13 protein-coding genes and 1 tRNA gene are annotated in these 14,990 nt (G+C 62.3%); 8 read left to right on the forward strand and 6 right to left on the reverse strand.

All coding sequences use genetic code 11. The features are described from left to right. Nucleotides 1-44 precede the first annotated feature (44 nt). Nucleotides 45-1,514, forward strand: coding sequence for an aldehyde dehydrogenase family protein (locus DVK01_RS03190; protein ID WP_101350861.1), 1,470 nt, complete (start codon nt 45-47; stop codon nt 1,512-1,514). A 176-nt stretch (nt 1,515-1,690) separates the two neighbouring features. On the opposite strand, the gene DVK01_RS03195 is transcribed toward DVK01_RS03190, so the two are convergent. Then, complete coding sequence (locus DVK01_RS03195) at nt 1,691-3,346, reverse strand: long-chain-fatty-acid--CoA ligase (protein ID WP_101350862.1); 1,656 nt, start codon at nt 3,344-3,346, stop codon at nt 1,691-1,693. Between the two features lie 171 nt (nt 3,347-3,517). Here DVK01_RS03195 and DVK01_RS03200 point away from each other — a divergent pair, with 171 nt between their 5' ends. Beyond that, on the forward strand, nt 3,518-4,312 hold the full coding sequence (locus DVK01_RS03200; protein WP_121535373.1) for an enoyl-CoA hydratase/isomerase family protein: 795 nt from the start codon (nt 3,518-3,520) through the stop codon (nt 4,310-4,312). A 43-nt stretch (nt 4,313-4,355) separates the two neighbouring features. Beyond that, entirely contained in the window at nt 4,356-5,426 is a 1,071-nt protein-coding gene (locus tag DVK01_RS03205; RefSeq protein ID WP_121535375.1) for a phosphotransferase family protein, read from the forward strand. Nucleotides 5,427-5,554: 128 nt separating this feature from the next. On the opposite strand, the gene DVK01_RS03210 is transcribed toward DVK01_RS03205, so the two are convergent. Beyond that, nucleotides 5,555-6,772, reverse strand: a complete 1,218-nt coding sequence (locus DVK01_RS03210) for an acyl-CoA dehydrogenase family protein (RefSeq protein WP_101350865.1) — start codon at nt 6,770-6,772, stop codon at nt 5,555-5,557. 168 nt (nt 6,773-6,940) lie between these two features. Between DVK01_RS03210 and DVK01_RS03215 the strand changes: the two genes are divergently transcribed. After that, on the forward strand, nt 6,941-7,636 hold the full coding sequence (locus DVK01_RS03215) for an HAD family hydrolase (protein WP_101350866.1): 696 nt from the start codon (nt 6,941-6,943) through the stop codon (nt 7,634-7,636). A gap of 39 nt (nt 7,637-7,675) precedes the next feature. Here DVK01_RS03215 and DVK01_RS03220 read toward each other — a convergent pair whose 3' ends face one another. Beyond that, complete coding sequence (locus DVK01_RS03220; RefSeq protein WP_101350867.1) at nt 7,676-8,485, reverse strand: SDR family NAD(P)-dependent oxidoreductase; 810 nt, start codon at nt 8,483-8,485, stop codon at nt 7,676-7,678. Nucleotides 8,486-8,761: 276 nt separating this feature from the next. On the opposite strand from DVK01_RS03220, the gene DVK01_RS03225 reads away from it, so the two are divergent. Together DVK01_RS03225 and DVK01_RS03230 are read left to right on the forward strand one after the other, a co-directional pair. Beyond that, nucleotides 8,762-9,205, forward strand: coding sequence for a MaoC/PaaZ C-terminal domain-containing protein (locus DVK01_RS03225; RefSeq protein ID WP_101350868.1), 444 nt, complete (start codon nt 8,762-8,764; stop codon nt 9,203-9,205). An 879-nt stretch (nt 9,206-10,084) separates the two neighbouring features. Then, nucleotides 10,085-10,420, forward strand: a complete 336-nt coding sequence (locus DVK01_RS03230) for a hypothetical protein (RefSeq protein ID WP_101350869.1) — start codon at nt 10,085-10,087, stop codon at nt 10,418-10,420. Between the two features lie 658 nt (nt 10,421-11,078). On the opposite strand, the gene DVK01_RS03235 is transcribed toward DVK01_RS03230, so the two are convergent. After that, complete coding sequence (locus DVK01_RS03235) at nt 11,079-12,068, reverse strand: aldo/keto reductase (protein ID WP_101350870.1); 990 nt, start codon at nt 12,066-12,068, stop codon at nt 11,079-11,081. Between the two features lie 122 nt (nt 12,069-12,190). Next, on the reverse strand, nt 12,191-12,340 hold the full coding sequence (locus DVK01_RS22075) for a hydrogenase maturation nickel metallochaperone HypA (RefSeq protein ID WP_147435159.1): 150 nt from the start codon (nt 12,338-12,340) through the stop codon (nt 12,191-12,193). A 259-nt stretch (nt 12,341-12,599) separates the two neighbouring features. Between DVK01_RS22075 and DVK01_RS03240 the strand changes: the two genes are divergently transcribed. After that, nucleotides 12,600-13,781 carry an alanine--glyoxylate aminotransferase family protein gene (locus DVK01_RS03240; protein ID WP_121535377.1) on the forward strand — a complete coding sequence of 394 codons (1,182 nt, stop codon included), beginning with the start codon at nt 12,600-12,602 and terminating at the stop codon, nt 13,779-13,781. 137 nt (nt 13,782-13,918) lie between these two features. On the opposite strand, the gene DVK01_RS03245 is transcribed toward DVK01_RS03240, so the two are convergent. Next, nucleotides 13,919-13,992, reverse strand: a tRNA-Tyr gene (locus DVK01_RS03245). A gap of 264 nt (nt 13,993-14,256) precedes the next feature. Between DVK01_RS03245 and DVK01_RS03250 the strand changes: the two genes are divergently transcribed. Continuing rightward, a complete protein-coding gene (locus DVK01_RS03250; protein WP_121536148.1) occupies nt 14,257-14,880 on the forward strand; it encodes a zinc ribbon domain-containing protein in 624 nt (207 codons plus the stop codon). The last annotated feature ends 110 nt before the right edge of the window (nt 14,881-14,990 follow it).

The raw sequence follows: 14,990 nt of genomic DNA on the forward strand, positions 1-14,990 counted from the left end.
GCTGCCAAAGGGATAAAAGTCCGTGGCGCTGTCGACACTATAGAATGTCACAACCAGATAGCCAGACGGCGTGGAACCAACTATACATTGACGGTGAGTGGCGCGACGCCGACGCATCTGAGACGATTCCGGTGACTAACCCCGCGACAGGCGAGAAACTCGCGGCAGTACCCGCCGGGACAGAGGGGGATGTCAACGACGCCTACCGGGCCGCCGACGCGGCCCAGTCCGACTGGGCGGCGCTGTCGCGCGAGGAGCGCAACGAGTACGTCCAGTCGATGATCGGAGTGATGCAGGACCGGCTCGACGAAATCGTCGAACTACTTGCGACGGAGTCAGGCAGTGTTCAGGCCAAAGCAACTGCCGAGGCCAACTTCGCCATGGCGGACTTCCAGAGCGCACTGGAGATGGTCCCGCCGGAAGAGGAGGTCCGCGATTCGATGTATCACGAGGACAAGGACCATCACATCGTCCGCGAGCCCGCTGGCGTCGTCGGGATTATCTCCCCGTGGAACTTCCCGCTACATCTCACGACGCGGGCGCTCGGCCCCGCGCTCGCGCTGGGGAACACCGTCGTTATCAAGCCAGCGACGGATACGCCGATAACTGGCGGCCTCCTGCTGGCCGACATCGCCGAGGAGGCTGGCCTCCCGGACGGCGTCGTCAACGTCGTGACGGGCCACGGCTCCGATATCGGCGACCGGATGGCCGGCCATCCGACCGCCCGTGTGATGTCGTTCACCGGGTCGACAGCAGTCGGCAGGTCCGTGGCCAGTCAGGCCGGAGACGCGCTCGCCCTCCCGGCGCTTGAACTCGGTGGCAACGGACCGTTCGTCGTCACCGAGGACGCCGACATCGAGGCAGCCGCCAAGGCCGGCTCTGTCGGTGCGTTCGGTCATCAGGGACAGGTGTGTATCTCGATCAACCGCCACCTCGTCCACGAGGCCGTCTACGACGAGTACGTCGAGAAGCTCGTCGAGCACGCGGAGTCGCTGACCATCGGGAACCCGCTCGACGAGGACGTGGAGTTCGGCCCGATCATCAACGAGAGTCAGGTCGACCAGCTCACCTCGTTCATCGAGCAGACCGTCGACGCCGGCGCGACGCTGGAAACGGGCGGCGAGGCCGAGGACCTGTTCCTCGAACCGACCGTCCTCTCGGGGTGTACCAACGATATGTCTGCGGCCTGTAACGAGCACTTCGGCCCCGTCGCTCCGGTCATCCCGTTCGAGTCCGACGAGGAAGCTGTCGAACTCGCCAACGACACCGAGTACGGCCTCGCCGCGGGCGTCTACAGCGGTGATGTCGAACACGGTCGGTCCATCGCCGACCAGATCGACGCCGGGATGGTCCATGTCAACGACCACCCGATTCAGGACGAACCCAACGCCCCGTTCGGCGGGATGAAGAACTCCGGAATCGGCCGGTACAACGGCGAGTGGATCATGGACGAACTGACCGAGACCAAGTGGATCTCCGTCCAGCACGAAGAGCGCGACTACCAACTGCTGTAACGTCCGAGCGAAGCGGCTGGTCCGCTCAAATCGATTGCGGAGGCCTATCCCACGCAGAGGCTGAACTGTCGGACAGCGCGTCGTCCATATGCTGGCCGCTGTCGCAGGCAGACAGAACTGGGATGCGGAGTCCGCACAGCACCTCTGAATCGCCGGTCAGACGGGCTATATCGTCATCACGTCGCCGGGGCGTTCTCGGCGACAGTTTCGATGACCGACTCGTCAACGTACTCGTCACGGAGCGTCTGTTTGGAGAACTTCCCGGTCGCGCCCTTGGGAATCTCGTCGACCAGACGGATGGCGTCGGGGACCCACCACGACGGGTACGACTCGGCGACGAGGTCTTTGATTTCTTGCCGGAGCGCGGCTTCGTCGGACACAGCATCGCGTGTGACGACGAACGCGGCGGGACGTTCGTCCCACCGCTCGTGGGGGACCGGGACGACAGCGGCTTCGACGACCTCGTCGTGACCCATAATCGCGTTTTCGACCTCGACGCTTGCTATCCACTCGCCGCCGCTCTTGACAAGGTCGTCCATCCGGTCGACCACGTCGACGTATCCCTCCGGACTCACCCGGACGATGTCACCGGTTTTGAGCCAACCGTCGTCGGTGACGGCCTGTTCGGTCGCGTCGGGGGCGTTGTAGTACTCCTGTGTGACCCACGGGCCACGCATCCAGAGTTCGCCCAGCGACTCGCCGTCCCAGGGCACTTCCTCGCCGTCGGTGTTGACGACTTTGAACTCCAGCCCGGCAAGCGGAAGCCCCGCGGAGTGGCTCCGCAGGTCGAACAGTTCCTCTTCCGGTAGGTCCGTCATTCCGGGCTTGGGCTCGTAGGCGTGCGTGACCGGTGACGTTTCGGTCATGCCGTACCCGGAGATGAGATCCACTCCGAACTCCGCTTTGTAGTCTTCCATCAGTGACCGCGGCGTCGCGGACCCGCCACTGGTGAAGTACCGAACCGAGGAGAAGTCCACGTCGGCCTCGCGGGCGTACTCCAACAGGTCCATGAAGACGGTCGGGACCGCCGCGGAGACGGTCACGTCCTCCTCCTGGATAAGCTTCGCCAGGTCCTCGGCCGACGGGTTCGGCCCGGGGAGGACCGTCTTGGCTCCTGCAGCGATAGTCGTGAACGGGCGACACCAGCCGCTGACGTGGAACATCGGGACGTACGTCAGCTCCACGTCGTCGGTCTTGATTCCGGCCTGGCTAGTCATCAGCGACATGACCTGTGTCCAGTACATTTTCTGGGTGTACTCGACACCTTTCGGCTTTCCTGTTGTCCCGGACGTGTAGCACATCCCCGCCGGCTGGTCCTCGGGCAGTTGCGGGAAGGAGTAGTCGGGGTCGCCGTCGGCGATGAACGATTCGTAGTCGACGACCGGCTCCAGCGACGTTTCGGGGACGGTGTCGCCCATCACGATGTACTGCTCGACGGAGGCAAACGCCGCCTCGTCGTACGCCGCTTCGAGCTTCTCCAGCATGACGGGGTCGACGATGAGAATCTCGTCCTCGGCGTCGGCCACGATGTGCTGGATGTGCTCGTCGGGCAGGAGGAGGTTAATCATGTGGACCTGTGCGCCCATGCAGGCGACGCCGTAGTAGGCCTCTTGATGCCAGTGGTTGTTCCAGGCGAACGTCCCGACTCTGTCCCCGCGTTCGATACCCGCCTGTTCGAGGGCAGAAGCTAGCTTCCGTACCCGTTCGGCGTACTCCGCTATCGTGTATCGGTGAATCCCCTGATGCGTCCGCGAAACGATCTCGCTGTCGGGGAACACGTTTTCGCCACGCCACAGGAACGACCGGAGGTTAAGTGGTGCACCGCCTGGCATACTCCATGCCAACACACACCGATATCTTAAAACTAGTCCTGCTGAGTGTGGTGGCTGTTGGTGCGCCGAATTCAGTGCGTAGCCAGTATTCGATAAAACTGTAAACTAGCGGTAAATTTATACCGAGGCCCTGTGAAGTGGCCCCATGCAGCTACGACAGAGGTATATCCGATGAGCGAGTCCGTACTGCTCTCCATCGACGACGGAATCGCCACGCTGACGCTGAACGAACCGGAGACGCGGAACGCACTCACACAGCCCGTATACGACGCGCTGGAGCACCACCTCGATACCATCGAGACGGCGTCCGATGTCCGGTGTGTCGTCATCGAGGGGACCGGCGAGTCGTTCTCGGCCGGCGGTGACATCAAGGGGATGAGTGAGCGACTCTCGAACGATGACCCGGCCGATGACGCCGTCAGCGAACTGGCCCGCCGAACCCGGGACACCATCGCCAGAGTCGTCGCACTGCCGGTTCCGACCGTCGCGAAGGTCGACGGGTCGGCCGTTGGGGCCGGCGCGAACCTCGCTATCGCCTGTGACATCCAGTTGGCGAGCGAGTCGGCCAGTATCGGCTTCGTGTTCCGGCAGGTCGGACTCAGCGTCGACGCCGGCACGTCGTATCTGCTCCCCCGCATTGTCGGGACCAACGTCGCAAAGGAACTGGTGTTCACCGGGGAGATTCTGGATGCCGAGCGGGCCACGGAGCTGGGCCTGTTCAACCGCGTCTACGACGACGAGGCGTTCGAATCCGAAGTCGAGGCGACCGTCAGCCGCATTGCTAATGGACCGACCATCGCTCTCCGGCATTCCAAGCGGCTGCTTCAGGACGGGCTGGAGAAGTCCTTCGACCGCGCACAGCGCGACGAGGCGACGGCTCAGGGCATCGTCTTCGAGACCGCCGACCACGAGGAGGGTGTCGAAGCGTTTCTGACCGACCGCCGACCGGAGTTCGTCGGACGGTGACACGACCCGCAGCTTTTCATGACGCGGACCGCAATCAGCAATCATGACTGAACACAGCAGCGACTACTACCAGCGATTGGTCGACGAACGTGCGCTCAAAGAGTTTCTCGCAAAGGAGATAGGCCCGACCGAGACGTTCGACGTTGCGCGCCACGAGCAGGGTCACTCCAACGAGACGCTGTTTGTCACCTGGGGCGACCGAGAACTGGTCGTCAGGCGGCCCCCGCCGGGCCAGACCGCTGAGACGGCTCACGACGTGTTGCGGGAGTATCGCGTCATCGACGCGCTGCAGGACACAGCCGTCCCGGTCCCACCGACGGTGACGGCCTGTGACGACCAGACGGTCATCGGGAGCGAGTTCTACGTCATGACCCGCGTCGAGGGGACCGTCATCCGAGACGAAGAACCGGAGCGCTTCGCGAACGACGACGCCCGAGAGGCCGTCGGCACCGAACTGGTGGACACCCTCGCAGCCATCCACGAGGTCGATCCGTCAGCTGTCGGCCTGTCCAACCTCGGCCGCGCAGGCGGGTATGCGAAGCGCCAGGTCACGCGCTGGGGGAAACAACTGGCGTGGGCGTTCGAACGGACGACCGAGTCCCGAACCGTCCCCGAGCTAGAGCGGGTCGGCTCGTGGTTACAGGACGAGTGCCCCGACGACCACCCGGAGACACTGGTTCACGGCGATTACAAGCTCGATAACGTGATGTTCGGCCCCAGCGACAGCCCCGAACTCGCCGCCGTCTTCGACTGGGAGATGGCGACGCTGGGCGATCCACGGGCCGACCTCGGCTGGCTGCTCTCGTACTGGCGCGACGCCAAGGACCCGGAGCCGGAGATCCCCGACCTCGCGATGGAGTTCATCGAAGCACCGGGCTACCTGACCCGTCAAGACTTGGTCGACCGCTGGGAAGCCCAGACCGGCCTGACGTTCGAACACGAGCGGTTCTATCGGACGCTCGCCGTGTACAAGCTCGCCGCCCTCGGCGAGATGTTCTACCGGCGCTATCTGGAAGGCAACGCCGACGACCCGTTCTACCCGCTGATGGAAAACCGCGTCCCGGCGCTGGCCGAGCGCGCGATTCGGATTATCGAGGGCGACGAACCGCTCTAAAGAGAGGGACGCCGAGGACCCTGCACATGTGGCGGCGCGGGGCTGGAACTCGCTCACGCCTGTGACATCTGGATTGCGACGACCGGCTCGGAGTGCGAGTAGCGACCGTTGCCGGTGACGGCGCTGGCTTACTCGCGGTAGCGCCGCACCGGTTTCAGTTCCTCGCTGTCCACGTCCTCGAAGGCCTCCCGGGCGATGGTCCGGAGGTGAACCTCGTCGGCCCCGTCGACGATGCGGAACGTCCTGACCAGTTCGTAGAAGTCCGCCAGCGGAAGGTCCCGGCCGATGCCGTTGCCGCCACAGAACTGGACGGCGGTGTCGATAGCGTCCTGCGTCGCCCGGGCAGCGAACACTTTGCTCATCGACACCTCGACGCGGGCTTCATTGCCGGCGGCGATGGCGTCTGCGGCGGCCCGGACCAGCGCCCGTGCGGCCTGAATCTGTGTCTCCTGTTCGGCGATTTCAAACCGGACGTGTTGCTTGTCGGCCACGGAGTCACCGAAGGCCTGCCGTTCGGTGGTGTAGGCCTTGGCGATGGACAGCGCCCGTTCGGCCATTCCAGAAAAGCGCATACAGTGGGTGAGCCGCGCCGGACCGAGCCGCTGCTGGACGTGCTGGAAGCCGTTGCCTTCCTCGCCGAGCAGGTGCTCCTCAGGGACGCGAACGCCGTTGAACTCGATCTCGGCGTGGCCCTTCGGGTCGCCCTGGCTGCCCATGTGCGGGACGTTTCGAACGATGTCCACGCCGTCGGCGTCCGTCGGGACGATGAACACCGAACACCCCTGATACGGATGGACGTCCTCGTCCGTTCGAGCGAAGACGAGCAGGATGTCGGCATCGACGCCGCCGGTCGTCCACCACTTGTGGCCGTCGATGACCCACTCGTCGCCGTCTTTCTCTGCGGTGGTTCGAATCATCTTCGGGTCGGAGCCCGCGCCCTGCATCGGTTCGGTCATCGCAAAGCCCGACTGTATCTCGCCCTCGACGAGCGGGTCGAGATACTCCGATTTCTGGAGCGCCGTCCCCTGCATCTCCAGCAGGTGCATATTGCCCTCGTCGGGCGCGTCGACGCGCATCGCAATCGGGCCAAGGAGGCTTCGGCCCGCTTCCTCGAACGTCGGCAACACGTCCCGGAAGTCATAGCCCATGCCGCCGTGTTCCTCGGGGATTTGCGGGGCGTACACGTCGTACTCCCGTGCAGCAGCGCGGAGGTCGCGAACTGTTGCGTCGGAGATCGCTGTCCCGCCCGCGAGTTCGCGCTCCCGCGGGATGACAACCTCGTCCATCAACGCTCTGGCGCGCTCGGCAAGCGCAGTCGCGGCCTCGGAATCGGTGAACGATATCATGGCACAGTCTCGTTCTCGCACGTCGTCATGATAAGTGTTGGAGCACAGCGAACGCGTGGTCGGTCGTTTATTCCACAGCGCGGTGCCCCGGTGCACCCGCCGCGACACAGCCACGGGACTCTGGGCGTCGGCGGTAGTTTCATACCCGGACCAGTCCAAGCCGCTACCGTGAACGAGAGGTCAGACATTGAGGCCGTCTTCTGGGATATCGGGGGCGTCATCCTTCGGATGGCGTCCGTCCGGGCGGCCCACCGCGAGTTTGTCGACCGCCTGTGTTCGGAGTACCCGGCGGCTGCGGATTCCGACGCGGCTCTCGACCGATGGCGGGATGTCCTCGGAACGTACTTCGGCGAGCGCGAGGGCACAGCGTTCCGACCGGCCCGCGAGGGGTACCGGCGGGCAATCGACGAGATTCTGACAGTCAGTCCCGAGGAAACTGAGTGGGAATCACTGTTCCATAGAATCCGCGACGAACAGGTCGAACCCAACCCCGACGCCATCGCAGCCATCGAGGCCTTGGCGGACGCGCCGCTCCATCAAGGCGTCGTCAGTGACGTGGACGACGACGAGGGCGAGCAACTGTTGCGGACCTTCGGGGTCTGGGACGCGATGGATTCGTACACCGCCTCAGAGGCCGTCGGTCGGACCAAACCGGACCCGGCGATGTTCGAAACGGCGCTCAGAAAGGCTTCGGTCGAACCGGCGCGGGCCGTGATGATCGGTGACCGCTACGAGCACGATATGCACGGCGGAACACGGGCCGGGCTGTGGACAGTCGCTTACGGGGCCGAAGACGGACCCGCTGTGGATATCACGCTCGACGACCTCCGCGAGCTGCCGGATTGGCTTGGCGTCTCGGAGTGAAGCCGGATTACGACCGCCGTTACTGGGACTCCCCGCTACTCAGATGTCGGGCGTCTCTTCGAGCCGTGGGACGCCAGCGGCGGTGATCGTCTGGCCGACGATGTACGACGATGCCGGGCTGGCGAGGAACAGCGCGATGTCGGCGATCTCCTCCGAGAGGCCGATGCGGCGCTCGACGGCCTCGCGGTCGATATTGTCGGCGCTGACACCCATCTGTGACTCGACGCCCGGCGTGGCGACGAAGCCCGGGGCGATGCAGTTGATGCGGATGTCACGGTCGGCCCACTCCGCCGACAGCGTGGATGTGAGATTGCTGACGCCGGCCTTTGCGGCCCCGTAGTGACTCATATACGGTGCGCCTTGTTCCCCGGCAACGCTGGAGAGGTTGATGACCGCCCCGCCGCCGTCCGCGGCCAGCGCTTCGCCGGCCGCCTGCGTGCAGTGGTAGGTCCCGTGGAGGTTGATGTCGACGATGGTTTTCCAGCCGTTCTCGCTGATGTCGTCGAACCCGGACATGAAGCTCGCGCCGGCGTTGTTCACGAGCACATCCAGCCCACCGAACTCGTCGACGGTCGCTTCCACCAGCGCCTCGACAGCCTCGCGGTCTGTCACGTCGCATTCGATAGCGACTGCGTCACCGGGCCGGTCGCTGTCGTTGATTTCGTCGGCCACCGGGCCGACGTTGTCCTGCTCGCGCGAGCAGACAACCACGTCGGCCCCGTCAGCCGCGAACTCCTCCGCGATTGCCCGGCCGATACCGCTCGATGCACCCGTGATAATCGCCCGCTGTCCCTCCAAGCGAAACCGCTCCGTGTGTGGCTTTGACATCGCATCGGACATCTCGGCCATCTGCAATAAAGCTACGTCCTGAGTTCTCTCTGCCGGATTCAGTTGAATATCGTTGAACAGTCAGATCAGACGAGTGGTGCCGCGTCTCCCTGTGGCAGCGTCGAGAGTAACGGACGAGCCCCGGTAGCATTAACACCGACGCGAGACACGGAGGGATGTGTATGTCCAGCAATAGTAACAAACCGGGGTCTAGGGACCAGCGGGTCCCAGCGGGGCAGTGGCAACTCGACCAGAAACCGGAGCGTCGTTTCACAGTCGCTTGCGAGGACCAGTAAGATGGCCGGCGAGTTCGACACAGTCGACGTTGGCGATAGCTTTACCACGTCGGGCCGGACCATCACCGAGGCCGACGTGGTCAACTTTGCGGGTGTCAGCGGGGATTTCAATCACCTCCATACGAACGCCGAACGGATGGCCGACTCGGGCTACGGCGAGCGCATCGCACACGGTGCGCTGGTGTTTTCAGTCGTCACTGGGTTGGTATGGCAGGCCCGCGACGAGGCCGAAAAGCGGCACATGGTCGCGTTCTACGGCATCGACCGGCTTCGGTTCATCAAACCAGTGTTTCTGGGCGATACGATTCACGCCGAAGCCGAGGTTGTCGACACAGAGCGCCGAGACCACCCGGTTGCGACAGGCGTCGTCCGGACTGAAGTCACTACGCTGAATCAGGCCGACGAAGCTGTGTTCTCGGCCGAGTTCCTCACGCTTCGGCGGTAGCCCGCGCCGCCGTACTGCTCGGAATTTCCGGTTTGGTCTCGTTTCCGTCGAATTCACGCACTGCTTCTCGGACTGTCGTCTGTTCGGCTGTCAGGCTAAACGCCACACCCAGTGTGTGACAGCTACCCGAATATATATTTGGCCGTGCACCATCTGGGCAAGTGTTTCTCGTGGACTTGGGTTTGACCGCCAAACGTCTCTGTAATAGTCAGTGCTACAGCAGTATCGCCACACGACCACTGTCGCGACCGTCGCTCTCCCGATGGCTGTCATCTGTGTGCAGACCGTTCTGCGGCGTGGCGTTCCGTATACTGGAATAATTCCCGTAGTACGCCACAGGCGGACGCTCACGGACACTTCGACCGGTTTCGTGAGAGGCAGGCGGAAAAGGATAATACCCGTACTTTTGTTATCCGGTCGCCAGCAGTACGGGCGGCAGTTAGCTCGATTGAACAGCCAGACTGGGCCGCTCAGTCGCTGTCCGGTCAAACTGATCCCTGTAGTGCCGCGTTCGATTTCGCGTGTCTGTTGGGATCACAGCGACGCTAGCGGTATCGTTCTGTATACTGAAACATTCAGGCGGTGAGCGACGCCCGCTGACACGGGGCAGACCGTTGTAGAATGTCATAAGTGGAAGTGCATCCGTCCACATATATTCAAATACTTACTCTTTCTACTCAGATAAGGCGGTTACAGTAACAGAATCCACAAACTCGTTTTGTATTGGGTTTTAAGTTACCATCGGGCGTGTTTCTCCCCCTACTCTTCCTAATGTAAAAACATATGGCGAAAGTAGATTTGCAGAGAAACAGACGAAAGATACACACGTTGTTCGGAATACAGAAACGTATTTCTATAAGTGTGCACATATCTGGTCCTATGGGAGACGAAGAAGACCTCGAAGACGAAACTGTGTCCGTATCGATGGAGATATCAGGAAATTACGACGAAGTCATGTCGAAACTGGCGACAGAGGACGATGGGTCGACGTCGCTCGTCTCGCTGCTCGACGACCTCGAACAGTTGCTTGACACAGTGGTCCGGATGGACGGTGGGACACGCAGTGCAATTGCACAGCAACTGCCCAAGGATATGACCGTCTCCTTCGATGCACAGGCGGTCGTCGATACACTCCAGGTGCTCGAACGCTACGACCTCGTTGTCCTCGAAGGCAACACCTGGAAGCCGGGTCCGAAACTCACGACCGAAGAATAAGAACCACCGCGCCGCATCCGTCGTGAGCCGACTTCTCCCACACCGGGGCGGTGTGGTTACCAACCGAAGTCCGACGGTAGCAAGCGGCTAGTTCGCTGCAACCGGTCAGTAATGGCCGAAGCCAACGCCTGTAACTCCTGCCGGAGCGTCAGCTACAGCGTTCAACGGCGATGTCGTTCCAGTTGGCGTGAGCGACGTTCGGTAGCGTCCGCCTGTCGCCCAGTCTGTCGACTGTCACCATGTAAAGAGCTGTATAACAAACATTGGATAGCACGGAGAGGTAAATGCGAGCACACTTGGTGCTCGTACTCTCCCGACGCCCACCGTTCCATGCTCCCCTGTACGGGACGGTTTCACGCCGGGTTTGGCCACCCGGCATCGGTTCCTAATACGTCTGCCGATAGCCGGGGTCAGTTGCTACTGCGAGGCGCGGCACACTCGATAGTTCGTCAGACTCATTACTGGATTTTGATATTAATACCGCCGATAACTGTCTGTATTCATATGTATATCGCCACCGGATTCGTCAGTTTTACTATAATAACTCAGACACTGCAGTGACCTCTTCGGTGGAATCTTGGGCCAAGTTTTGCTGCACCAATCGTGTTCTACCGCCCCGAAAGCACATATGTAATCATACAGATCGGCGGAACGGCGACTACCAGCGATGGTGGACATCGTCGAAGACGTACTCCTCGTAGATGTCACGCACCGCGCCGTGGACCTGATTCGAGAGCGGGTCCATCTCGCTCACCGCCGCGTTCGCGCGGACGTGGGCCGGCGAGGTAGAGCCGGGGATGACAGTCGACACCGCGTCGTGGTCCAGAATCCAGCGCAACGCCATCTGGGCCATTGTCATCCGTTCGGGGACGTGTTCGCGGAGTTCCTCGACGGCGTCAAAGCCCGCGTCGACCGGGAGGCCGGCGAACGTCTCGCCGCGGTCGAAGGCCTCGCCCTCGATGTTGAAGTTCCGGTGGTCGTTCTCGGGGAACTCCGTGTCCCGGGAGAGTTTCCCGGTCAGGAGTCCGGAAGCCAGCGGAACGCGGACGATGACGCCGATATCGCGGCGCTTGGCTTCCTCGAAGAACCGCTCCGCAGGCCGCTGGCGGAACATATTGAAGATGATCTGGACCGTTTCGATTTCCGGGTACTCGATGGCTTTCAGCGCTTCCTCAACACGTTCGACGCTGACGCCGCAGTGAGCGACCTTCCCTTCGTCTTGCAGCCGCGAGAGGGCGTCGAACGTCTCGGGCTGATAGTAGGCGTCGGTCGGCGGACAGTGGAGTTGTAACAGTTCCAGCGTTTCGGTCCCGAGGTACTCACGCGAGCGGTCGACGTGCTCGGAGAGGTTGTCGTAGTTGTAGCGGTCGGCTGTATGTGGGTCGAGCCGGCGGCCGGCCTTCGTCGCGACGGTCACCTCGTCGCGGACCCCGCGTTCGTCCAGCACTTCTGCGATGCGCTGCTCGCTGAAGCCGTCACCGTACACGTCGGCGGTGTCGATGAAATCGACGCCGGCATCGAGCGCGGTCCGGATCGTTTCCCGGCCTTCCTCTGCCGAGACATCGCCCCAATCTCCACCGATGTTCCAGGTTCCAAGTCCGACGGCTGTCACGTCGTACCCTGCCGTCCCTAACTGTCGTCGGTTCACGTACGACTATACCGTCGACAGTCACTTGGTGGCTGTGATACGCGGCAACAACCTGAACAAAAAAGGGCAGTGTAGCCCGATAGCAGGCAGTCCGGTGGACGTGCCAACGTGGACGCCGGGGGCTACGTGAGCCACTTCGTCCGGCGGATGTCGTACGCACCGCAGTCCGGACACGAGTGGTACTGAACGTCGAACGACGCCCGGCACACCAGACAGGTGTACCGGCGGCTCGGTTCCTCCCCAGGGGACGCAACGTTATCGAACAATCCCATCGACGACCACACGCCACCTTAGCAATACGAGATTAAAAACGGAGTAGATCGTTCACACGTTTCATACCAGTCGCGTCTGGCGATTGCGATTATGGAGTAGGGTAGTGGCAGCCAGTGACTGGTGGCACAGATGTAATAATTATCCTATATTTCTACGGCGGTCGAATTAGCCTTCCGGTGGAGGCGTGAGACCGACCTTGTCCTGACCAGAGAGTTGCGACCACGGATTTTAATGCCCAGTCTCCAGGTAACGGACGGTATGGATGAGGTACCTGCTGTCGGTGAGTTGACACCGCCGGATCGAACACTGATGGGGCCCGGCCCGAGCGACGTCCATCCGCGCGTGCTCAAGGCGATGAGCACGCCGCTGGTCGGCCACCTCGACCCCTCGTTCATTGAGGTTATGGACGAGGTCCAGGACCTCCTCCGATACACGTTCCGGACGGACAATAAGTGGACGATTCCGGTCTCCGGGACCGGCTCCGCGGCGATGGAGGCAGCCATCGGCAACGTCGTCGAGCCGGGCGATACGATGCTTGTTCCGACGAACGGCTACTTCGGCGGCCGGATGGCAAGCATGGCCGAGCGTGCGGGCGGCGAGGTCGTCACCGTCGACGCGCCGTGGGGCCGGCCGCTCGACCCGGCGGCGGTTGAGGCCGCCTTCGACGAGCACAGCCCGGACGTGTTCGGGTTCGTCCACGCCGAGACCAGCACTGGCGTTCTCCAGCCGTCCGTGCCCGAACTCACTGATATCGCCCACGCGAACGACGCGCTTGTCATCGCCGATAGCGTGACCTCGCTGGGCGGCGTCGAACTCCGCGTCGACGACTGGGACATCGACGTGGCCTACGCAGGCCCGCAGAAGTGCCTCTCCTGTCCACCGGGCGCGAGCCCGCTCACGCTCAACGACGACGCGATGGACAAGGTCCTCGCCCGGGAGGAGGACCCCCGGTCGTGGTATCTCGACCTCTCCCTGCTGGAGGGGTACTGGGGCGAGGAGCGCGCCTACCACCACACGGCTCCAATCACGAACGTGTACGCGCTCCGTGAGGCGCTTCGGCTCGTCGCCGAGGAGGGCATCGAAAAACGCTGGGACCGCCACCTGCACGTCGCTGGCGCGCTGAAAGCCGGCGTCGAAGGTATGGGACTGGAGATGAACGCCCCCGACGACTTCTGGCTCCCGAGCCTCAACACCGTCCGCGTGCCCGACGGCGTCGACGACGGCGCGGTCATCCAGCACCTGCTGGACGAGTACGACCTCGAGATCGCCAGCGGCCTGGGCGCGCTGGAGGGCGACATCTGGCGCATCGGCTGTATGGGCCATTCGGCCCGCCGGCAGAACGTCAGCTATCTGCTTGCTGCGTTGGGTAACGCGCTCGGTGAGCAGGGTTCGGCAGTGGACGTAGACGCTGGACTAGCGGCGATGAGCGAGCGGTTCTGACGCTCTCCAGAACCGGCCTCGGAGGGTTCGTTTTGCGGAACTGCTGGAACGAGATTGTCTCACGTAGCTCCGCTGTCCGAAGGCAAAGGACAACTCAACTGCTGTTCAGGTCCACTCGACACCGACTGAAAACCAAGTCCGCCCTCCCCGATTTGAACGGGGGACAAGTCGATCTACAGTCGACTGCTCTACCAGTCTGAGCTAAGGGCGGTCGACACCCGAAAATACCCCGCCGTCCGGACTTAAGGGTTGTTATTCGCGGAGGGTTCGCCGAACGGTCACACGACGCGGAGTGACACACTGATTGGTGTCAGACACGTCTGACCCACTTGCAGAGGTCTGGGAGACGGGGCAACAGAGTCTACGGACGGAATCTGAGCGGAGGGAACGGTATCGCGTCATGCCGGTAGCTGACGGGCGTCAGACAGCGCGGGAAGATTAAAATACCATCATGTACAACACACGTCCGAACTCGATGAGCAAAATAACGTTCCGCGCTGACGACGACCTCATCGACCAACTCGAGGCGTTCGACGCCTCGAAGAGCGAGGTCATGCGCGAGGCGCTTCGGGAGTATCTCGGAGACGCGTCGCCGTCAGCGTCGGAACCATCGTCGTCGTCAGAGTCTGTGACCGACGCCGAGACAATCGACGAGCTCATCGAAGAGCGTGTCGACAGCATCATCGCCGACCGACTGGGGGCGCGACGCCGCCCCTCGCAACCGCAGGATATCAACGTAAACATCTCGTTAGACGGCGTAAGCGCAGGGGCAGCGAACGCTGAAACCGAACGACGGCAGACCGCCGATCGGGGTGCAAGTGCCGAGGACGGGCGGTCTCACAGTGAAAATCAGTCGTCCGACACGAGCGGGCGTAAGACAGAGCCGGAAACGCGGGACAGGACCGACACGGAGGAACGTAAGACATGTGCGCAATGCGGTGATAATCTTGGACCTGACCACGTTTACTGCCCGAACTGTGGCGAGAAGGCGTCTCGGCGGGTGTTCTGTGATTGCGGCGATGAACTCCGGTCGGACTGGGGATTCTGCCCGGGCTGTGGGAGACGAACGCCCGCAGCGGATGTGCTCGATCAGACCTAATTCAGCGTTTACACTGGATAGAAGAGTCCAGACACCGTAAACGAGAAAATGTATGACACTGCCCGTAAGTTTTAATACATCAGGGTCAGTGGTTTATCCTGCGTAAGACG

The organism is Haloarcula sp. Atlit-120R (genome assembly GCF_003665885.1).
GTDB lineage: Archaea > Halobacteriota > Halobacteria > Halobacteriales > Haloarculaceae > Haloarcula > Haloarcula taiwanensis.